This is a genomic window from Bradyrhizobium sp. JHI2711, assembly GCF_056156565.1.
In genome coordinates this window covers 1,741,483-1,762,136 of record NZ_JBPZPT010000002.1, presented here as the reverse complement: position 1 = coordinate 1,762,136, position 20,654 = coordinate 1,741,483, and the positions used below count along the sequence as shown (strand labels likewise).

The 20,654-nt window shown below is 65.3% G+C and carries 15 protein-coding genes; 7 read left to right on the top strand and 8 right to left on the bottom strand.

The window, feature by feature from the left end; all coding sequences use genetic code 11:
- Positions 1-3: 3 nt before the first annotated feature.
- The 3 genes from glgX to treY are packed head-to-tail and all read left to right on the top strand — an operon-like array spanning position 4 to position 6,618.
- A complete protein-coding gene (glgX, locus tag ACTEK7_RS20865; protein WP_225146853.1) occupies positions 4-2,082 on the top strand; it encodes a glycogen debranching protein GlgX in 2,079 nt (692 codons plus the stop codon).
- Entirely contained in the window at positions 2,079-3,830 is a 1,752-nt protein-coding gene (treZ, locus tag ACTEK7_RS20860; protein WP_225146852.1) for a malto-oligosyltrehalose trehalohydrolase, read from the top strand. Before glgX ends, treZ begins: the two co-directional genes overlap by 4 nt.
- Before the next feature lies 1 nt (position 3,831).
- On the top strand, positions 3,832-6,618 hold the full coding sequence (gene treY / locus ACTEK7_RS20855; RefSeq protein ID WP_225146851.1) for a malto-oligosyltrehalose synthase: 2,787 nt from the start codon (positions 3,832-3,834) through the stop codon (positions 6,616-6,618).
- 2 nt (positions 6,619-6,620) lie between these two features.
- Here treY and ACTEK7_RS20850 read toward each other — a convergent pair whose 3' ends face one another.
- A complete protein-coding gene (locus tag ACTEK7_RS20850; RefSeq protein WP_036007246.1) occupies positions 6,621-6,938 on the bottom strand; it encodes a polyhydroxyalkanoic acid system family protein in 318 nt (105 codons plus the stop codon).
- A gap of 180 nt (positions 6,939-7,118) precedes the next feature.
- On the opposite strand from ACTEK7_RS20850, the gene ACTEK7_RS20845 reads away from it, so the two are divergent.
- Positions 7,119-7,283 (top strand): DUF3309 family protein, encoded by a 165-nt coding sequence (locus tag ACTEK7_RS20845; RefSeq protein WP_009798696.1) that lies wholly within the window; start codon positions 7,119-7,121, stop codon positions 7,281-7,283.
- A 130-nt stretch (positions 7,284-7,413) separates the two neighbouring features.
- Here ACTEK7_RS20845 and ligD read toward each other — a convergent pair whose 3' ends face one another.
- Entirely contained in the window at positions 7,414-10,089 is a 2,676-nt protein-coding gene (gene ligD, locus ACTEK7_RS20840; protein ID WP_225146850.1) for a DNA ligase D, read from the bottom strand.
- A gap of 118 nt (positions 10,090-10,207) precedes the next feature.
- On the opposite strand from ligD, the gene ku reads away from it, so the two are divergent.
- The gene (gene ku / locus ACTEK7_RS20835; RefSeq protein WP_036027319.1) at positions 10,208-11,092 is read left to right on the top strand and encodes a non-homologous end joining protein Ku; all 885 of its coding nucleotides are present in this window, start codon (positions 10,208-10,210) and stop codon (positions 11,090-11,092) included.
- A gap of 112 nt (positions 11,093-11,204) precedes the next feature.
- Here ku and ACTEK7_RS20830 read toward each other — a convergent pair whose 3' ends face one another.
- The 6 genes from ACTEK7_RS20830 to ACTEK7_RS20805 all read right to left on the bottom strand — a co-directional run bounded on the left by ACTEK7_RS20830 (position 11,205) and on the right by ACTEK7_RS20805 (position 19,417).
- Positions 11,205-11,894, bottom strand: coding sequence for a response regulator (locus ACTEK7_RS20830; RefSeq protein WP_157281792.1), 690 nt, complete (start codon positions 11,892-11,894; stop codon positions 11,205-11,207).
- Positions 11,891-14,614: a sensor histidine kinase gene (locus ACTEK7_RS20825; protein ID WP_225146849.1), complete on the bottom strand. Its 2,724-nt coding sequence runs from the start codon at positions 14,612-14,614 to the stop codon at positions 11,891-11,893. Before ACTEK7_RS20825 ends, ACTEK7_RS20830 begins: the two co-directional genes overlap by 4 nt.
- A gap of 40 nt (positions 14,615-14,654) precedes the next feature.
- Entirely contained in the window at positions 14,655-15,260 is a 606-nt protein-coding gene (locus ACTEK7_RS20820; protein WP_225146848.1) for a K(+)-transporting ATPase subunit C, read from the bottom strand.
- A 110-nt stretch (positions 15,261-15,370) separates the two neighbouring features.
- Complete coding sequence (kdpB, locus tag ACTEK7_RS20815) at positions 15,371-17,488, bottom strand: potassium-transporting ATPase subunit KdpB (RefSeq protein ID WP_225146847.1); 2,118 nt, start codon at positions 17,486-17,488, stop codon at positions 15,371-15,373.
- A 23-nt stretch (positions 17,489-17,511) separates the two neighbouring features.
- The gene (gene kdpA, locus ACTEK7_RS20810) at positions 17,512-19,215 is read right to left on the bottom strand and encodes a potassium-transporting ATPase subunit KdpA (RefSeq protein ID WP_225146846.1); all 1,704 of its coding nucleotides are present in this window, start codon (positions 19,213-19,215) and stop codon (positions 17,512-17,514) included.
- Between the two features lie 112 nt (positions 19,216-19,327).
- On the bottom strand, positions 19,328-19,417 hold the full coding sequence (locus tag ACTEK7_RS20805; protein WP_035698142.1) for a K(+)-transporting ATPase subunit F: 90 nt from the start codon (positions 19,415-19,417) through the stop codon (positions 19,328-19,330).
- A gap of 536 nt (positions 19,418-19,953) precedes the next feature.
- On the opposite strand from ACTEK7_RS20805, the gene ACTEK7_RS20800 reads away from it, so the two are divergent.
- On the top strand, positions 19,954-20,418 hold the full coding sequence (locus ACTEK7_RS20800; protein ID WP_225146845.1) for a hypothetical protein: 465 nt from the start codon (positions 19,954-19,956) through the stop codon (positions 20,416-20,418).
- A gap of 23 nt (positions 20,419-20,441) precedes the next feature.
- Positions 20,442-20,633 (top strand): hypothetical protein, encoded by a 192-nt coding sequence (locus ACTEK7_RS20795; protein WP_225139163.1) that lies wholly within the window; start codon positions 20,442-20,444, stop codon positions 20,631-20,633.
- Positions 20,634-20,654 lie beyond the last annotated feature (21 nt).

Genomic DNA, 20,654 nt, shown 5'->3' with positions numbered 1-20,654 from the left:
TCGATGCGCCTGACTGCCGGATCGCCCGCACGGCTCGGCGCAAGCTGGGACGGACGCGGCACCAATTTCGCGCTGTTCTCCGCCAACGCGCAGAAGGTCGAGCTCTGCCTGTTCGACACCCAAGGCCGCCGCGAGCTCGAGCGCATCGAGCTGCCCGAAAAGACCGAGGACGTCTGGCATGGCTATCTCAACGACGTCGCGCCGGGCCAGCTCTACGGCTTTCGCGTGCACGGCCCCTACGAGCCCGAGCACGGCCATCGCTTCAACGCCAACAAGCTGCTGCTCGACCCCTACGCCAAGCGGCTTGCCGGGCGCCTGGTCTGGAGCGATGCGCATTTCGCCTACCGCACCGGAAGCCCGCGCGAGGACCTGTCGTTCGACCGGCGCGACAATGCGCGCGGCATGCCCAAGGCCGTCGTGGTCGACGAGACCTTCAACTGGGGCCGCCGCGAGATCCGGCCGAATATTCCCTGGGAAGACACGATCATCTACGAGGCCCACGTCAAGGGCCTGACCCAGAAGCGCGAGGACGTGCCGCCGAATCTGCGCGGCACCTATGGCGGCTTGTCTTCACCGGCAATGATCGAGCACCTGAAGAAGCTCGGCGTCACCACGGTCGAGCTGCTGCCGGTGCACAGCTTCGTCGACGACCGCATCCTGGTGGAAAAGAAGCTCGCCAATTACTGGGGCTACAACACGCTGTCGTTCTTTGCGCCCGAGCCACGCTACGCCCAGGACAACGCGCTCGATTCCTTCCGCACTACGGTGGCGCGGCTGCACGATGCCGGCATCGAAGTGATGCTCGACGTCGTCTACAACCACACCGCCGAGGGAAATCATCTCGGTCCGACGCTGTGCTATCGCGGCATCGACAACGCCTCCTATTATTGGCTGAACCGCGAGAACCCGCGCTATTACGACGACTTCACCGGCTGCGGCTCGTCGGTGAACCTCGCCCATCCGCGCGTGCTGCAAATGGTGATGGATTCCTTGCGCTACTGGGTCGAGGTCTGCCATGTCGACGGCTTCCGCTTCGACCTTGCCACCACGCTGGCGCGCGGGCCGAACGGTTTCGATCGCGGCAGCTCGTTCCTGACCGCGGTACGGCAGGACCCGGTGCTGGCGACGGTCAAGCTCGTCGCCGAGCCGTGGGACCTCGGCCTCGGTGGCTACCAGGTCGGAGCCTTTCCCTCGCAATGGTCGGAATGGAACGACCGCTATCGCAGCGCCATGCGCCGCTACTGGAGCGGTGAAGGCAGCCTGATCGGCGACATCTCGAGCCGCATGACCGCATCCTCCGACCTGTTCAACCACGACGGACGGCGGCCGCGCGCCAGCATCAACCACATCACCGTCCACGACGGCTTCACGCTCGCCGACCTCTTCAGCTACAACGAGAAGCACAACGAGGCCAACGGCGAGGACAATCGCGACGGCTCCAACGACAATCACAGCAACAATTGCGGCGTCGAGGGCCCGACCGACGATCCTGGCATCATCAGCCTGCGCCGCCAGCTGCGCAAGAACGTGCTGGCCTGCCTGATGCTGGCCCAGGGCGTTCCGCTGATCCTCGCCGGCGACGAGGTCGGCAACTCGCAATCTGGCAACAACAACGCCTATTGCCAGGACAACGAGGTCGGCTGGGTCGGCTGGGACAATCTCGGCAAGGACGGCGACGACATGGTGGACTTCGTCGCCCATCTCGCCGATATCCGCCGCCGTTTCTCACAGTTGCGCAGCCATCGCTGGCTCGACGGCCGCCCCAAGGACGGCGTCTCCTACGGCGCATTGTGGCTGACGCCCGCCGGCAACGAGATGACGGAGAGTGACTGGACATTCCCGGATGGGCGGTTTCTCTCCTATGTGATGGGCCCGATGGAACCGGGTGGGGCTGCGATCTTTATCGTACTGAACGCCGCTCCCGAAGAGATCGCATTCAAATTGCCCAAAATGACCGAATACAAGAGCTGGCAGCAGCTGCTGAACACGACCGATGCCAAGCTGAATACGATCGACTTCCTGCCCGGGAGCGACAGCAAGGCGCCGCCACGCTCCGTGCTCGCCTTCGCAGGCGCGCTATGAGGCCATCCTTCGGGGCGAGGCCGACCAAGGACGGCGTGTCGTTCCGGCTGTGGACGCCGGCCGCGCGCCGCGTCGATCTCCTGCTCGACCGCAGGCACGCGATGCAACGCCGGCAGGATGGCTGGTTCGTCGCCGAGATCGCCGGCTTGTCATCTAGCAGCAAGTACAAGTTCAGGATCGACGACGACATCGACGTGCCGGATCCCGCTTCGGCCTTCCAACCCGACGACGTGTTCGGCCCGAGCGAGGTGATCGATCACGATGCCTTCGTCTGGCGCGCGCGCGATTGGCGCGGCCGTCCCTGGGAAGAGACGGTGCTGGTCGAGACCCATGTCGGCACCTTCACGTCCGAAGGCAGCTATCGCGCCATGATCGACAAGCTCGATCACCTCGCCGCGACCGGCATCAATACGCTGGAATTGATGCCGCTCGCCGATTTCGCAGGACGCCGCGGCTGGGGCTATGACGGCGTGCTGTGGTATGCGCCGGACAGCGCCTATGGCCGGCCCGAAGACCTGAAGACGCTGATCGACGAGGCGCATCTGCGCGGGCTGATGGTGTTCCTCGACGTCGTCTACAATCATTTCGGACCGGAAGGAAACTACCTCGGCCGTTACGCGCCGACCTTCTTCACCGATGCGCACACGCCGTGGGGCAGCGCGATCGATTATCGCGTGCCGCAGGTGCGAGCCTTCGCCGTGGAGAACGCGCTGTCCTGGCTCGGTGACTACCGCTTCGACGGCCTCAGGCTCGACGCCGCCAACCACATCATGGCTGTCCCGGGCGAGCAGTCCATGCTGCAGGACCTCAGCGTTGCCACCGGCGAGCTCGCCAAGGCCACGGGACGTCACATCCATCTCGTGCTGGAGAACGGCGACAACCGCGCCAGCCTGCTCGATGCCGCGCAGGATCCGCCGAACGGCAAATATCGCGGGCAGTGGAACGATGACTATCATCACGTCTGGCACGTGATGCTGACCGGCGAGCATGCCGGCTACTATGGCGATTACCAGACGCCGCGCATGGATCTGGCACGCGCGCTCGCCTCCGGCTTCGTCTATCAGGGCGAGATCTCGGAATTCTGGGGCAAGAAGCCGCGCGGCGAGCCGAGCGGACAGCTGCCGCCGGCGACCTTCGTCAATTTCCTGCAGAACCACGACCAGATCGGCAATCGCCCGCTGGGCGAGCGGCTGGAAAGCCTGGCATCGCCACAGCAGATCGAGGCCGCGCTCGCGGTCACCCTGCTCGCGCCGATGGTGCCGATGCTGTTTCAGGGCGAGGAATGGGGCTCGACGGTCCCCTTCCCGTTCTTCTGCGATTTCCAGGGCGGCCTCGCCGATGCCGTGCGCAAGGGACGCAAGCGCGAATATGCCTGGGCTTACGAGAAATACGGCGACGAGGTGCCCGACCCGCTCGATCCGGCAACGCTGCAATCGGCCGTGCTCGACTGGACCGGCCGCACGCCGCAACAGGAAGCGCGGCTCGCGCTGGTGCGGGAGTTGCTCGGCGTCCGTCGCAAGCAGATCGTGCCGCGGCTGAAGGGCGCAAGCTTCGGTGATGCCGAGGCGGCCGACAACGGCCTCGTCACCGCACATTGGCGCATGGGCGACGGCACCACGTTGCGTCTTGTCGCCAACCTGTCGGATCATGAGATCACCTCCAGCGTCAGCGCGGGCACGCCGATCTGGGGCGGCGGCGCCGGCGAGCGGCTCACGCCCTGGTCGGTGGTTTGGCGCCTCGGAGGTTAGAATGCCTCCCGCCATTCCGCTCGCGACCTACCGGCTCCAGCTCACCGCGGATTTCGATTTCGACGAGGCCGCCGCGGTCGTTCCTTATCTCAAGGCGCTGGGCATCACGCATCTCTACGCCTCGCCGGTGATGAAGGCCCGCAAAGGCTCGACCCATGGCTACGACACGGTCGATCACGGCCAGTTCAATCCCGAGCTCGGCGGCGAAGTCGGCTTTACGCGGCTGAGCCAGGCGCTTCAGCAGCACGATCTCGGGCTCATCATCGATTTCGTCCCCAACCATGTCGGCGTGCATTTTGCCGACAATCCGTGGTGGCTCGACGTGCTGGAATGGGGCCAGGCCTCGCCGCACGCGGCGTCCTTCGACATCGACTGGGACCAGCTGGCCTACCGCGCCCGCGGCGGCGTGCTGCTGCCGATCCTCGGCGCGTCCTACGGCGAGGCGCTGGAGCGCGGCGATATCGAGCTGCGCTACGACCCGGACGAAGGGACTTTTTCCGCCTGGTATTTCGAGCACCGCTTACCGATCGCGCCGGAGCGCTATGGCGAGATGCTGCGGATTGTCGTCAAGGAGGCGGACGCGGCGGAAACAGAGCCCGGCAAGCGCCTGCTGTCGCTCGCGACCCGCACCACAGGGCTGCGGCGCCCCAATCGCAAGGAAGCTCCCGGCTTCAAGTCCGAGCTCAAGGAGATCGCAGGCGCCGCCGACATCATCAAGCGCGGCCTTGCCGCCTATCGCGCCGGTAAGGACCGCCCGGCACAGACGTTGACGCTGCATCATCTCCTCGAGCGCCAACACTACAAGCTCGGGCACTGGCGGCTTGCTTCGAGCGACATCAACTATCGCCGCTTCTTCGACGTCAACGGCCTCGCCGGCCTGCGCGTCGAGGACGCGAGCACGTTTGCCGCCACGCACCGGCTGGTGAAGCAGCTCATCGCCGACGGCAAATTGCAGGGAATCCGGCTCGATCACATCGACGGCCTGCGTGACCCGGCCCAATATTGCCAGCGATTGCGCCGCTTGGTGCGCGACGCGCAGGGCAACGCAAAGCCCTTCTACACCGTGATCGAGAAGATCCTGTGCGAGCACGAACGCCTGCCGCATTTCGCCGGCGTCCAGGGCACCACCGGCTACGAGTGGATGAATGTCATCACCCATGTGCTGGTCGATCCCAGGGGGCTGGAGGCGCTGGACGAGACCTGGCGGCAGATCAGCAACCGGTCGCCGCGGCTTGTGCCTTACGTCAAGGACGCCAAGCGGCGCGTGTTGGAGACGCTGCTCACCAGCGAATTCACCGTGCTGACGCGCCTGCTTGCGCGCATCGCCAACGGCCATTATTCGACGCGCGACTTCTCGGCCGACAGCCTGCGGCAGGCGCTCGAACTCTATGTGTTGCATTTCCCGGTCTATCGCACCTACCTGACGCATAGTGGCCCGACCGCAGCGGACCGCAAGCTGATCGACGACACCATTGCGCGCGCCCGCCGCGACTGGTTCGCCGCCGACGAAGGCATTTTCGACTTCCTGCGCGATGCCTTGACCATGGACCTGCTCAAACCGGGCCGTCCGCCGCACAGCGCCCCGCGCGTGCGCCGCTTCGCGCTTAAGGTGCAGCAATTCACCGGCCCGATGATGGCAAAGTCGCTGGAGGACACCGCGTTCTATCAATTCCACCGGCTGCTGGCGCTGAACGAGGTCGGCGGCGACCCCGCCAGCACCGGCCTCAGCATTCCCGCCTTCCACCAGGCCATGCAGGCGCGCGCCAGGGAATGGCCGCAAGGCATGACCGCAACCGCCACCCACGACACCAAGCGTGGTGAGGATGCGCGCACGCGCATCGCATCGCTCAGCGAGATTCCCGGTGAATGGACCAGCGCAGTGGCGCGCTGGAAGGTGCTGAACGCGCCGCACCTCACGCTGCACGGCAATTTCCGCGCGCCGTCGGCGACGTTCGAATACATGCTCTACCAGACCCTGCTCGGTGTCTGGCCGGTTCAAGCGCCGGCCGATGCTGGCTTCATCGAGCGCATCCAGGCCTATGCCCTCAAGGCCGCGCGCGAAGGCAAGGAGGAGACGAGCTGGCTCAACCCTCATGAAGCGTATGAGAACGGGATCCGCGATTTCATCGCGAAGATCCTCGACCCCGACCAGTCCGCGGAATTCCTTCAGGCCTTGCAGACGCTGGCGCGCCGCGTCGCGCTGCTCGGCACGCTGAACTCGCTAAGCCAGCTCACGCTCAAGGCGACGCTGCCGGGCGTGCCGGACTTCTATCAAGGCACCGAATTCTGGGACCTGTCGCTGGTCGATCCCGACAACCGCCGCCCGGTCGACTTCGCCGCACGCCACGCGGCGCTGACATCACTGGAAGCGCCGGACTGGAGCGGCCTGATCAAGAGCTGGCCGGACGGCAAGCTCAAGCTGGCCTGGACGCGGCATCTGCTCAAGCTGCGCAACGAGCTGGCCGACGTCTTCGCGCAGGGCGACTACCAGCCGCTTGAGGTACGGGGCGCCCATGCCGACCATGTCATCGCCTTCGCGCGTCGTCATGGCCGCGCCGCCGCGATCGTCGTCGTCGGCCGTCATTTCACGCCGTTCACCCAAGCCGGCCGGGAATGGCCCGCACCCGAAGCTATCGACGCCACCATCGACATCACGGGCTATGCCGTGCCCGGCCTTGCCGGCAACGACTTGCCGCTCGCGCAGGCCTTCCGTGACTGTCCTGCCTTGGTCATCGCGGCCCGAACGGCGAACGCCGTCAGGGCGCCGCGGCAACGCGTGCGCGCCTGAAGTTACTTCTCCCCGTCCTTGGTCAGCAGCAATTGGCCGCGCTTCCTGATCGTGGCCTGCGCCATCTCGGCGAACCGCTGCAGCAGCCAGGGCAGCACCACCTCGACCCGGACCTGATCGTCGCCGACATCGACCTGCCCCGTCGCGACCTGGCCGAGCGCGCGGATGCGGAAGGCCATAGTGTCGCCGCTCCAGCGTTCCTCCTCGACCTGCATCACCGGAATGCTCGCCGCGGCGCGGCCGAGCCCCGTCTTGAGCCGGCGCACCGCCTCCTCACGGCCGAGACGATGCGGAATCGAGACGACGAGCGGTGCTGACATGGTCCTGCCTCTTCTGACTGACGTCACATAATCATGCCGGGTCGACCAGCAAAGGTTCCATGCAAGTTGATCCCCCGGCCGTGTTTCAAGGCCGGAACTTTACAACCTACGGCAAGTTGCTCCCGCACAACGGGACAGGTTTGCAATGACCCTTCTTACGAAGGGCTGGAGGAGATTCGTATGTCAATCGGCACGATCATTCTGATCATCTTGATCATCGCCCTGCTCGGCGGCTTCAGCGGCATCGGCGGCGGCCCGTTCTACGGCACCGGCTATTACGGCGGCGGCGGCCTCGGGCTTGTCATCGTCATTCTGCTGATCCTGATCCTGATGGGAAGGATCTAGATGCAGACTTCGTAGGGTGGGCAAAGGCGAACGCGCCGTGCCCACCTCTTCGTTCGAACGAAAGAAGGTGGTGGGCACGCTTCGCTTTGCCTACCCTACGAGACCTGCCTTCGCCGCAACAGCGACAGACCTACTTCACCTTCCCCGCCAGCTTCTTGATCGCGGCCTTGATTGACACGGCTGCATCCTCATACCCCTCCCATGCCTTCGATCGCGCCAGCAGGCCCGGCACGCTGCGCAGCGTGTAGCGCTTGGGATCGAGGTCGCTCTTCACCTGCGCCCAGGTGACCGGCATCGACACGGTCGCGCCGGCGCGCGCGCGCGGCGACAACGGGGCCACCGCCGTCGACATGCGGTCGTTGCGCAGATAATCTAGGAAGATCTTTCCCCTGCGCAGCTTCTTCGACATGTTAAGCAGATAGCGTTCGGGATCGTCGTCAGCCATCCACTGGCAGACGCCTTGCGCAAACGCCTTGGCCTCCTTCCAGTTCACCTTGTCGCGCGCGCCGTGGAGCAGCGGCACCACGACGTGCAGGCCCTTGCCGCCCGTGGTCTTGCAGAAGCTGTCCATGCCGATATCGGCGAGCCGCTGCCGCATCTCCTTGGCCGCCTCGACCACGTCGGGAAAGTCCACGTCAGGCGCGGGATCGAGATCGAACACCAGGCGGCCCGGGGTATCATAGGCATAGGGCGCGCAGTTCCAGGGATGCAGCTCGACGCCGCCGATCTGCGCCACCGCGGCGAGCCCTTCGATCCGGTCGATCTGAAGATACGGCTTGCGGTCACCGGAGACCCGCGCGAGCTCAAGAAGGTTCGACGTTCCCTGCATCGCATGGCGCTGGAAGAAGCATTCGCCCTTGATTCCGTCGGGCGCGCGGATCAGCGAACAGGGCCGGCCCTTGAGATGCACGATCATCCATTCGCCGACGGCTTCGAGGTAGCGGGCAAGGTCCAGCTTGGTGACGGCGCCACCATCGCCGTCATCCGGCCAGAGCTCCTTGTCCGGCTTGGAGATGACGACACCCATGACCTCGGCATTTTGAGCGGTCTGCTTCGTTCGCCCGCCCGCCTTGGTGCGCGCCGCCTTCCTGGCCCGGGGCTCGGCGAGCTCGGTGTCGACGGGCGTCTCGGCCTCGACCTCCTCCGCCGCCTTGTCCTGCCGCAAGCCCTTGAAGGCCGCCTGGCGAATATTGCCGTCGGCCGTGAAGCCCGCGAACTCGATTTCGGCGACGAGCTCGGGCTTCAGCCAATGCACGTCCCGCGTCTTCTTCGGCGCGTTCTTGCCGCCGAACGGGCTTTCCTTGCTCTCTATCGCCTTCAGCGCCGGCATGATGCGCTTGACTTTATCAGCGCCAAAGCCGGTACCGACCATGCCGACGAAGGCGAGATGATCGCCGCGCTGCACGCCTGCCATCAGGGAGCGGAATTTGCCGTTGGTGGTCTTGTAACCGCCGATCACCACTTCGTGGCCGGCGCGGCATTTCGATTTGACCCAGCTCTCGGTGCGCCCCGAACGATACGGCGCATTCAGCTTCTTCGACACGACGCCTTCGAGCTCGAGCTTGCAGGCCGATTGCAGCACGGCATCGCCGCCGCTCTCGAAATGCTCGACATAGCGGATCTGAGTCGATTTCCGCTTGCGCGCTTCCAGCAGCTTCTTGAGCTGCGCCTTGCGCTCCCCAAGCGGCAGCCGACGGTAGTCCTGCCCTTCCGCGAAGAGCAGATCGAAGGCGAAGAAGATCAGGTCGTCGGTCTTGCCATCGGACAGCGCAGCTTGCAGCGAGGAGAAGTTCGGCGCGCCGTTATGGTCGAGCGCGACGATCTCGCCGTCGATCATCACGTCCGGCAGCGCGGCGGCTTCCTCGGCGATGGAGGCGAACTTGCTGGTCCAGTCGAGACCCTTGCGCGTCTTCAGCGTCGCCTCGCCGTCCTCGACCCGGAGCTGGACGCGATAGCCGTCGAATTTGATTTCGTGGCACCAGCCCTCGTCTCCGGGCGGCCGCTCGACCAGCGTGCAGAGCTGCGGCGCAACGAAATCCGGCATCTCAGACACCGTCTTAGCCCTCGTCGCGGTCGCGGCAGTTTTCTTCGCCGCTTTGCCGCCCTTCAACGCGGTGCGCGGCGACGGCTTCACCGTCCGCCCTTTCGTCTCTTCCGCGCGGTTGGACTGCCAGACCGCGTCGGCCTTGCCCTTGGTCCCCTTCGCCAGCATGAACGGCTTCGGCGCGCGGCCCTTTCCCTCCGCGATCTGTTCCATCGCCCGGCCCGAGGCGACGGACTTGTCCTGCTCGAGAATATCGTTGTCCGCGCCTTCGCGGACATACTCGTCACGATGCTTGATCAAGAGCCAGTTGGTCCGCTTCTCGCCGCCGCGGTTGCGCATCCGCACCAAGACCCAGCTTCCCTGCAGCTTGTCGCCATGGAGCGTGAACTTCAGGTCGCCTTTCTTGAAGCCGGCTTCCGGATCGTCCGATTCCCAGGTGCCGCGGTCCCACAACATCACGGTGCCGCCGCCGTACTGGCCTTCCGGAATCGTGCCTTCGAAATCGCCGTAGTCGAGCGGATGGTCCTCGACTTCGACGGCAAGCCGCTTGTCGTGGGGATCGAGCGAAGGCCCCTTCGTCACCGCCCAGGACTTGAACACGCCGTCGAATTCGAGCCGGAGATCGTAATGCAGCCGGCTCGCATCGTGCTTCTGGATCACGAAGCGCCGCTGCTGCGATGGCGCCACGGCTGTCTTGCCCGATGGCTCCGGCGTCTTCTCGAAGTCCCGCTTCTGTCGGTAAGTGGAGAGTTTTTGCAGCACGACCGGTCCCGCTTCTCTTTCGGCACTTGAAGCCTATCACGGCGAAAGTCCCGCCCGGAACCAAAACCCGATGGGACGGTTGGGGTTCCAAAACGCCTTGAAAACGCTGGAGAATGGAATGGCCCCGCGCGCCTACTGGAAGGGAACGTTGAAGCTGTCGCTGGTCAGTTGCCCGGTCGTGCTCTATCCGGCGACCACCGCGGCCGAGAAGACGCGGTTTCACCTGATCAACCGCGAGACCGGGAACCGGCTCAAGCAGCAGATGATCGATTCCGAGACCGGCGACGTCGTGGAGAGCGACCAGAAGGGCCGCGGCTACGAAGTGCGCAAGGGCAAATACGTCGAGATCGAACCGGAGGAGCTCGAGGCAGTCCAGATCGAGAGCAATCACACCATCGACATCGAGAGCTTCGTGCCGCGCGAGGAGATCGACCAGCGCTTCCTCAACCACCCCTACTACATCGCCCCCGACGGCAAGGCCGCGGTCGACGCCTTCGCGGTGATCCGCGACGCCATGAAGGACCAGGAGCGCGTGGCGCTCGCTAAGATCGTTCTGACCAATCGCGAGCACGTCATGGCGATCGAGCCGCGCGGCAAGGGCCTGCTCGGCACCACGCTGCGCTTCCCTTACGAGCTGCGCGAGGAGGACCAGTTCTTCGACGACATCAAGAGCCCGAAGATCACCAAGGACATGGTCGAGCTCGCCGGCCACATCCTGCAGACCAAGGCGGCGCATTTCGATCCCAGCAAGTTCAAGGACGAATACGAGGACGCGTTGAAGGCCCTGGTGAAGCGCAAGGCCAGCGGCAAGAAGATCGAGCTGCCCGAGCCCGAGGAACGGCCGAGCAACGTCGTCAGCCTGATGGACGCACTGAAGCAGAGCCTGAAGGGACGCGGCGGGAAGAAGTCGGCGGCGAAGTCGCACGCGCGGCGCGCGACCGGACGGCACCGCAGCGCGAAGAAGGCGCACCGGTCGACGGCAAGGCACAGGAAGGCGGGTTAGTTCGGGGCGATGCGAAGCATCGAGCCCGGAATCCATCGTGCCAAGCGCGACGGGCAGAGAAATGGATTCCGGGCCCGCGCCAACGGGCGCGTCCCGGAATGACAGCCGGGGTCTATTCCCCCGCCTTCAGCCGATACCCGATCCCCGTCTCCGTCAGCACGTATTGCGGCCGCTCCGGATCGGCTTCGATCTTCTGGCGAAGCTGGCGGACATAGACGCGTAGATATTGCGCGTCGGTCAATTCGTCCCACAGCTCCTTCAGCAGGAAGCGGTGGGTGAGCACCTTGCCGGCGTGCTGCACCAGCACCCGCAACAGATCGTATTCCTTCGGCGAGAGCTTCACCTCGCGATCCCCGACCTTGACGATGCGGCGAACGAGATCGACCGAGAGATCGCCGGTGCGGAACACCGGACGCTCGCCCTTGACCTGAAGCTGGTGGCGCAGCGCGGCGCGCAGGCGCGCCAGCAACTCCTCCATGCCGAACGGCTTGGTGAGATAATCGTCGGCGCCGAGATCGAGCGCCTGGACCTTGCCGGCTTCGTCGCCGCGGCTCGACAGCACCACGATCGGCACGCCGTCGTTGCGGGCGCGGATGGTGCGGAGCAGCTCATGGCCCTGAACGTCGGGCAGGCCGAGATCGAGGATGATCAGCGCCGGCTCCTCGCCAAGTTTCTCCAGCGCCGTCTTGCCGTTCGGCGCTTCCAGGATTTCGTAGCCCTGGGTCGTCAGTCCCATCCGCAGCAATTTGCGGATCGGCGGCTCGTCGTCGATGACCAGGACCTTGATCGGAGCAGCGCTCATGCGGCGGTATCCAATGCGTGGCTCTCTGCCGGAACCGGCAGGCGAATGGTGAGGACCGCGCCGCTCCGCTCGCTGCGATTGGCGGCGGAGATCGTGCCGCGCATCGCCTCGACGAAGCCGCGCGAGATGGCAAGCCCGAGCCCGGTGCCGGGACGGACGTGATCGCCCTTCTGCACGCGATAGAACTTGTCGAACACGCTCTCGAGCTCGTCCGGTGGAATGCCGGCGCCCTCGTCGGCGACCTCGAGCACGACATGAGCGCTGTCGCGCCGGCCGCGGATCGAGATCGTGGTTTCGGGGGGCGCGTATTTCGCGGCATTGTCAAGCAGGTTGAACAGCACCTGCTCGAACAGCACGGCGTCGAGCTGGAGCATCGGCAGATCGGCGGCCAGCACCAGCTCGACCTTGTGGCGGCTGAGGATCTTGCTGGCGCGCCGGAGCGCGCTGCCGACGATCTCGCTGAGATCGTGCAGCGCTGTGTTGGGCACGATGGCGCCGGATTCGAGCTTGGTCATGTCGAGCAGATTGGCGATGAAGCGGTTGAGCCGCTCGGATTCGTCGATCACGGTGGCGAGCAAATCGCGCTTCTCGGTGTCCGAGAGCGCGCCGGCGAGATCGCGCATGGTGGAGGCCGCCCCTAACACCGAGGCGAGCGGCGTCTTCAGATCGTGCGAGATCGAGGTCAACAGCGCCGAGCGCAGCCGCTCGGATTCGACGGTGCGCTTGACGCGGTCCATGTCCTCGACCAGCAGCACACGCTCGATCGCGAGCGCGCCCTGGTCGACCAGCGCATCGAGCAGCCGGCGCTGGTCCGGCGTCAGCAGTGGGCCGGTACGATCGTTGTCGATGCCGATGACGCCGATCGGGCCGCGCCCGGTGCGCATCGGCAGAAACAGCCGCTTGGCGCCCGGCAAGGTATCCGAGCCGCGACCGGCGGGACGATCGTTGCTCCAGGCCCAGTTGGCGGCGGCAAGATCGGCCTGGTCAAGCTCGTCCTCGGGCGGATAGCCTGATTTCACCGTCAGCAGGCCTTCATCCGGCAACAGCAGCACCACGCGGACCTTGAGCATCAATGCGGTCTGGTAGGCACTGGCCCACAAGACGTCGTCCAGCGTGGCAGTACCGGCGAGCTTGCGGCTGAAGGCATAGAGCTGCTCGGTCATCCTGATCCGGCCGATCGCGGTGTCGGCCTGGATGCGCACGCGCGCCGCGACATTGGAGACGATCATCGCCACCACCATGAACAGCACGAAAGCGGCGACATTGGTCGGGTCGGTGATCGTGAAGGTGTAGATCGGCGGGATGAAGAAGAAATTGTAGCAGAGCGAAGCCGCCACCGTGGCCAGCAGCGAGGGCCACAGGCCGTAGCGCACGGCAACCGCGACGACCGAGGTCAGCAGCACGAGATCGACGTTCTCGATACCGAAATAGGGCTGGATCAGCTTGGCAGCGCCGAGACCCACAAGCACGATCCCAAGCGCCTTGAGAAAAGGCAAAGGATCGAACGGCTCGGATCGTGCGGCGGTCTGCACCGCCATCTTGGGCGCGGCCTCTCCGGAAAGCTCGTTGCCGGGAATGACGTGAACGCTGATATTGCCCGCACGCCGTACCAAGTCGTGCACGACCGAGCCGCGCGTCATCTCGAACCAGCGCGAGCGCGTCGACTTGCCGATCACGATCTGGGTGACGTTGTTGCCGTGCGCGAAACCGATGAGATCGTCAGCGATGCGGCGGCCGACGGCGGGAATGGTCAAGGCTTCGCCGCCGAGCGATTCCGCGAGCCGCAGCGTATCGGCCAGCCGATCGCGCTCCTCGTCGGACAATTGCAGCGATCGCCGCGTCTCGATCGAAATCGCGGTGAACGGCGCATGCAGCCGGTCGGCCAATCGCTTGGTGTAGCGCACGAGGCCGGCCGCGCGCGGGTCCTCGCTGACGCAGACCAGGATGCGCTCACCCGCGGCCCAGGGCCCCGGAATCGCATTCGCCTGCATGTGGTTGAGCAGCTGCTCGTCGACCCGCTCGGCGGTGCGCCGCAGTGCGAGCTCGCGCAGCGCCGTGAGATTGCCTGGCGAGAAATAATGCTCCAGCGCCCGCTCGGCCTGCTTGGGCACATAGACCTTGCCCTCCTTCAGGCGCTGGATCAGGTCGTCGGGCGTGAGGTCGATCAGCTCGATCGCGTCGGCGCGGTCGAACACCGAATCCGGCACGGTCTCGCGGACCCGGACATGGGTGATCTGGGCAACGACGTCGTTCAGGCTCTCGATGTGCTGGATGTTGACGGCGGTGTAGACGTCGATGCCGTGCGAGAGCAGCTCCTCGACGTCGAGATAGCGCTTGGGATGGCGGCTTCCGGACGCATTGGTGTGGGCGAGCTCGTCGACCAGCGCGATCTGCGGCCGCCGCGCGATCACCGCGTCGAGGTCCATCTCCTCGACGATCTGGCCGCGGTAGTCCAGCCGCTTGCGCGGGACCACTTCGAGGCCGCGCACCAGCGCCTCGGTCTCGGCGCGGCCATGAGTCTCGACGAAGCCGACCACGACATCGATGCCGGCCTTGCGCTTGGCCTGGGCGCTTTGCAGCATCTCGTAGGTCTTGCCGACGCCGGGAGCGGCGCCGACGAAGATCTTCAGCCTGCCGCTCGCACTCTCCTCCCGGCGCGCCGCTTCCAGCAGGGCCTCCGGGGACGGACGTTGTTCGGGATCGCGACGCTCTCGGACCATCTTGCCAGTATAATCACCCGTCCACTGCGAGCCTAGACGGCTACTTCGCGGCCATGCGATCGAGCGCAAGATTCAATGCCAGAACGTTAACCCGGGGCTCGCCGAGCAGGCCGAGCAGGCGGCCTTCGATGCTGGCGGTCACGAGCTGCTTGACCTGATCCTCGGGCAGATGGCGCGCCTTCGCGACGCGCGGCACCTGGAATTGCGCCGCTTCCGGCGAGATGTTCGGGTCGAGGCCGCTGGCCGAAGTCGTCACCAGGTCGACCGGCACCGAGGCGTTCGGATTCTCGGTCCTGAGCTTGTCCACATCTTCCTTCAGCCGGTCGGCCAGCGCCTTGCTGGTCGGACCGAGATTGGAGCCGCCCGAATTGGCGGCGTTGTAGGGCGCGGGCAACGTCTTGGTCGAATCATTCGGGTCCGGCGCCAGTGTCGCCGAGGGGCGGCCGTGGAAGTACTTGTCGTCCTTGAACTCCTGCCCGATCAGGGCGGAGCCAATCACCTTGCCGTCTTTCTCGATCAGGCTGCCTTGCGCCTGCACGGGAAACAGCGCGCCGGCAATGCCGGTCATTGCGAGCGGATAGGCAAGGCCCGTGATGGCGGTGAGCGCCAGCAAGAGGACGATGGCGGGGCGGATTTCTCTGAGCATGCTGGGTCTCCTATGTCTTCCGTCATTGCGAGCGAAGCGAAGCAATCCAGGGTCTTTTCCACGGAGGCAGTCTGGATTGCTTCGTCGCAAGAGCTCCTCGCAATGACCGGTTATGCCAAATGCAAGGCGGTCACCGCGAGATCGATCGCTTTGATGCCGATGAAGGGAATGACGATGCCGCCGAGCCCGTAGATCAGGAGGTTGCGGCGGAGCAGTGCGCCGGCACCGACGGCGCGATGGGCGACGCCCTTCAGCGCGAGCGGGATCAGCGCGATGATGACGAGCGCGTTGAAGATGATCGCCGACAGGATGGCGCTCTGCGGGCTCGACAGGTTCATGACGTTGAGTACGTTGAGCTGAGGGTAGAACGCCAGGAACATCGCCGGGATGATCGCAAAATACTTGGCGACGTCGTTGGCTATCGAGAACGTCGTCAGCGCACCGCGCGTCATCAAGAGCTGCTTGCCGATCTCGACCACCTCGATCAGCTTGGTCGGGTTGGAGTCGAGATCGACCATGTTGCCGGCCTCCCGGGCGGCTTGCGTGCCGGTGTTCATGGCGACGCCGACGTCGGCCTGGGCGAGCGCCGGCGCGTCGTTGGTGCCGTCGCCGCACATCGCCACCAGCTTGCCCTTGGCCTGCTCGTCGCGGATCAGCTTCAGCTTGTCCTCGGGCGTTGCCTGCGCCAGGAAATCGTCGACGCCGGCTTCCGCGGCGATGGCGGCCGCCGTCATCGGGTTATCGCCGGTGATCATGATGGTGCGGATGCCCATGCGGCGCAGCTCGGCAAAACGCTCGCGGATACCGCCCTTGACGATGTCCTTGAGCTGGACGATGCCGAGCAGCTTTCCGTCCTTGGCGACCGCCAGCGGCGTGCCGCCCGATTTGGCGACCTCGTCGGCAATGGCGCTGATCTCGCGGCCCGCCTCGGATAGGGCCGCGGGCTGCATCGCCCGTGCCGCATTACCGGAGGAGATCGCGGTCGGCGCCCCGCCGGCGATATAATTGAGGATGGCATCGACCGCGCCCTTGCGCACCGACGAGCCGCCGGCGTCGACGCCGCTCATGCGGGTCTGCGCCGTGAACGGCACGAAGGTCGCGCCCAATTCGGCCATGTCGCGGCCGCGGATGCCGTACTTCTCCTTGGCCAGCACGACGATGGAGCGGCCTTCCGGCGTCTCGTCCGCGAGCGAGGCGAGCTGGGCGGCATCCGCCAGCTCCTGCTCGGCGACGCCGCGCACGGGACGGAAGGCGGTCGCCTGCCGATTGCCGAGCGTGATGGTGCCGGTCTTGTCGAGCAGCAGCGTGTCGACGTCGCCGGCGGCCTCGACCGCGCGGCCCGACATCGCCAGCACATTGAAGCGCACCAGGCGGTCCATGCCGGCAATACCGATCGCCGACAACAGCGCACCGATCGTGGTCGGGATCAGCGTCACGAACAGGGCCACCAGCACGACCACCGAGATCGAGCCGCCGGCATAGGCGGCGTAGCTCGGGATCGTCACGGTGGCGAACACGAAGATGATGGTGAGGCCGGCGAGCAGGATGTTGAGCGCGATCTCGTTCGGCGTCTTCTGCCGCTCGGCGCCCTCGACCAGCTTGATCATGCGGTCGATGAAGGTCGAGCCCTGCGCGGCGGTGATGCGCACCCGGATCCAGTCCGACAGCACCTGCGTGCCGCCCGTCACCGCCGAACGGTCGCCGCCGGATTCGCGGATCACGGGCGCGGACTCGCCGGTGATGGCGGCCTCGTTGACGGAGGCGACGCCCTCGACCACCTCGCCGTCGGAAGGAATGGTGTCGCCGGCCTCGGCCAGCACGAGATCGCCGACCTTCAGGCTCGTGCCTGACACGAGCTTGTAGTCCCGGCCCGCGCCGCTCAGGAGCTTGGCCTGGCTCTCGGTGCGGGTCTTGCGCAGCGTCTCGGCCTGCGCCTTGCCACGGCCCTCGGCCACGGCTTCGGCGAGATTGGCGAACAGCACGGTGAACCACAGCCAGAGGATGATCTGGAAGGTGAAGCCGAGATTCTCCCCGCCGGTGACGAGGTCGCGCAGGAAGATCACGGTCGTGAGCGCGGCCACGATCTCGACCACGAACATCACAGGGTTCTTGATCATGGCGCGCGGATCGAGCTTGGTGAAGGCAGCGCCGATCGCCGGCATCACGATCTTGGGATCCAGCATCGCCGAGACCGGCATGCGCTTATTGGATTTGTGGACAGGTTCCATGGAGGTCACTCCGAAAAGCGAGATCAGAAGACGTTGCCGGCGTTCATTGCGAGATGCTCGACGATGGGGCCGAGTGCGAGCGCCGGGAAGAAGGTCAGGCCGCCCATGATCAGGATGACGCCGACGACGAGGCCGACGAACAGGCCTCCGGTGGTCGGGAAAGTGCCCATCGACGGCGGGATCGATTTCTTGGCCGCGAGCGAGCCTGCGATCGCCATCGCCGGCACGATCATGAAGAAGCGGCCGACGAACATCGCGGATGCGCCCGTCAGGTTGTAGAACGGGGTGTTGCCGGTCAGGCCGGCGAAGGCGGAGCCGTTGTTGGCGGTCTGCGACGTATAGGCGTAGAGCACTTCCGAGAAGCCGTGCGGGCCCGCATTCGCCATCGAGGCAACGCCGGTGGGCAGCACGACCGCGACGGCCGACCAGCCCAGGATCATCAGCGGCAGGATCAGGATCGCGAGCATCGCCATCTTGACCTCGCGCGCCTCGATCTTCTTGCCGACATATTCCGGCGTACGGCCGACCATCAGGCCTGCGACGAAGATCGCGAGAACGACGAACAGCAGCATGCCGTATAGGCCGGCGCCGACGCCGCCGACGATGATCTCCCCTAACTCCATGTTGATCAGCGGGACCATGCCGCCGAGCGCGGTGAAGCTGTCGTGCATGGCGTTCACGGCACCGCAGGACGCGGCGGTGGTGATCACCGCGAACAGCGAGGACGCGACGATGCCGAAGCGGACTTCCTTGCCCTCCATGTTGCCGCCGGTCAGGCCGAGTGCATGCAGGGTCGTGGTGCCGCTGGCTTCAGCCCAATAGCAAACGGCGACGCCTGCGACGAACAGCACGCCCATCACGGCGAGGATCGCCCAGCCCTGGCGCTGGTTGCCGACCATGCGGCCGAACACGTTGGTGAGCGCCGCGCCGAGCACGAAGATCGACAGCATCTGCACGAAGTTCGACAGCGCGGTCGGGTTCTCGAAGGGGTGAGCGGCATTGGCATTGAAGAAGCCGCCGCCATTGGTCCCGAGCATCTTGATCGCGACCTGCGAGGCGACCGGGCCGACCGCGATGGTCTGCTTGGCGCCCTCGAGCGTGGTCGCTTCGACGTAGTCGCCAAGCGTTTGCGGGATGCCCTGCCAGACCAGGAACAGAGTGAACACGACGCAGATCGGCAGCAGGATATAAAGCGTGCAGCGGGTCACATCGACCCAGAAGTTGCCGATTGTGCGCATGGACGCGCGGGCAAAGCCGCGGATCAGGGCAACGGCGAGCACGATGCCGGTGGCCGCCGACAGGAAATTCTGGTGCGTCAGGCCGACCATCTGGGTCAGATAGGACAGCGTGCTCTCGCCGCCGTAGTTCTGCCAGTTGGTATTGGTGATGAAGGAGATCGCGGTGTTGAAGGACAGATCCTCGGCGACCGCGGATTGGCCGGCTGGATTGAACGGCAGCACGGCCTGCAGCCGCATCAGGCCGTAGATGATGAGGAAGCCACCGACATGAAACAGCAGCATCGCGACCGTGTAGGTCAGCCAGTGCTGCTCGCGCTTCTCGTCGATGCCGGAGATCCAATAGATGCCGGCCTCGATCGGCCGCAGGACGGGCGACAGGAAGGTGCGCTCGCCGTTGAACACGCGCGTCATGTACCAGCCGAGCGGCTTGGTCAGCGCGACCACGATCGCGCAATAAAGAATGATCTGGAACCAACCGATCACAGTCATGGCATTAACCCTTCAGGCTTTTGGTCCGGCGCAAAAGCGGCAGGAGCAGCGCGAGCAGGCCCGCGACGAGCGCAGCGTCGGCCAGCAGCAATTTTGCGAGCAGCAACACGGCTCAGAACCGCTCGGGCCGCAGCAGTGCATAGGTGAGATAGATCAGGAGGCCGAACGAGACGGCGCCGGCGAGCGCATAATCGAAGATCATGGCCCGCTCCCTCACAGCCGTTCGCAGGCATAGGTGTAGCCGATCGCGAGGGCAAAGAAGAGGAAGCCCAGCGCCAGCATCAAAAGGTTCATCATGGCGATACTCCTTAGGAGAGACGATGTCCGGCATAGCCCGTCTCTGGATCCCGGCGGGGCCGCTTGCTGCGATCGAGCGCGGCACGGGCGGGAACTTCACCGCGCTGAAGTGCCACCGCGCCCATAGGTTTTCGAGATGAGACCTATGGCGACGTTATAGGAATCTCATAAAGGCCGGCCCGTCCCGGCGCAGGGCTCGCGCCTGAGAGCTTTCCCCGCAGCCATCCTTCGAGACGCCCGCTTGGGGCGGGATCCTGAGGATGAGGGCGGAGTGCGCGGCCATAGTTTCAGCGGGCACTGACGCCGATGAGCCTCATCCTGAGGAGGCCGCTTATGGAATCCTTATATCTCTCACCCGAACCCTCTCTCGTTTTCAAATGCCCTCCAGGCCATCTTGGCGAGGCCGGCCGACTGACCGACGCCAATTCCAGGAGGCCTGATATGACCGCTCTCCACCCGCTCGATCTCCCCTCGCTCGCCGAGCAGCTGCGCAAGGCCCATTCAATGACGCGGCCGCTGATGCTCGACATCATCGGTCGCGCCTGCCGACGCTTGCCGTCGCTGGGCCGGAGCGAACGCGCAGCCCGCGTCGTGGGCCTGATCGATGCGGAAGCCTGGGCCGATGCGGCGCTGGCGCTGCTGGAGCTCGAGCTGCCGATGTGGCAGGTCCGCCGCATCGCCTACGATGACGGCGAGTGGCATTGCGCGCTGTCGCGCGAGCGCGAGCTGCCGGACTGGCTGGATTCCGCGGTCGATGCGCGCCATGCCGACCTCGCGCTCTCTCTGTTGTCGGCCTTCGTCGAAGTCCGAACGCTGGCCATCGAAGTGTCGCGGCCGAGCGTTCCGTCGGTGCGCCCTATGCTGGATCCGCTTTACGAGCCGGTCGCCTGCCACAATTCCCGCTAGACGCATCTGAAAGGACACGAGAAATGCCGACGCCGATTCTCGGCTTTGAGCGACCCCGTCTGAGGGCTGAACAGCAGTTGCCCATATCGAAGCTGCGCAAAGCTCGACTCGAGCGTATCGCCCTGCATGGGTTGGCCATGCTGTCGATGGGCAGCGTGCTCACCGCGCTGATCGCGCTGAGGACCGCAATCCATATGTGGCATCTCCAGGCCTGACCGGCATTGCGGACGTGATGA

Bases quoted from the DNA above. Each gene is read 5' to 3' on its own strand.
- ACTEK7_RS20830 (WP_157281792.1), bottom strand. From the start codon at position 11,894: ATGAGCGCTGCTCCGATCAAGGTCCTGGTCATCGACGACGAGCCGCCG.
- ACTEK7_RS20825 (WP_225146849.1), bottom strand. From the start codon at position 14,614: ATGGTCCGAGAGCGTCGCGATCCCGAACAACGTCCGTCCCCGGAGGCC.
- ACTEK7_RS20805 (WP_035698142.1), bottom strand. From the start codon at position 19,417: ATGATCTTCGATTATGCGCTCGCCGGCGCCGTCTCGTTCGGCCTCCTG.
- treZ (WP_225146852.1), top strand. From the start codon at position 2,079: ATGAGGCCATCCTTCGGGGCGAGGCCGACCAAGGACGGCGTGTCGTTC.
- ACTEK7_RS20800 (WP_225146845.1), top strand. From the start codon at position 19,954: ATGACCGCTCTCCACCCGCTCGATCTCCCCTCGCTCGCCGAGCAGCTG.
- kdpB (WP_225146847.1), bottom strand. From the start codon at position 17,488: ATGGAACCTGTCCACAAATCCAATAAGCGCATGCCGGTCTCGGCGATG.
- ACTEK7_RS20845 (WP_009798696.1), top strand. From the start codon at position 7,119: ATGTCAATCGGCACGATCATTCTGATCATCTTGATCATCGCCCTGCTC.
- kdpA (WP_225146846.1), bottom strand. From the start codon at position 19,215: ATGACTGTGATCGGTTGGTTCCAGATCATTCTTTATTGCGCGATCGTG.
- ACTEK7_RS20820 (WP_225146848.1), bottom strand. From the start codon at position 15,260: ATGCTCAGAGAAATCCGCCCCGCCATCGTCCTCTTGCTGGCGCTCACC.
- ACTEK7_RS20795 (WP_225139163.1), top strand. From the start codon at position 20,442: ATGCCGACGCCGATTCTCGGCTTTGAGCGACCCCGTCTGAGGGCTGAA.
- ku (WP_036027319.1), top strand. From the start codon at position 10,208: ATGGCCCCGCGCGCCTACTGGAAGGGAACGTTGAAGCTGTCGCTGGTC.
- ACTEK7_RS20850 (WP_036007246.1), bottom strand. From the start codon at position 6,938: ATGTCAGCACCGCTCGTCGTCTCGATTCCGCATCGTCTCGGCCGTGAG.
- treY (WP_225146851.1), top strand. From the start codon at position 3,832: ATGCCTCCCGCCATTCCGCTCGCGACCTACCGGCTCCAGCTCACCGCG.
- glgX (WP_225146853.1), top strand. From the start codon at position 4: ATGCGCCTGACTGCCGGATCGCCCGCACGGCTCGGCGCAAGCTGGGAC.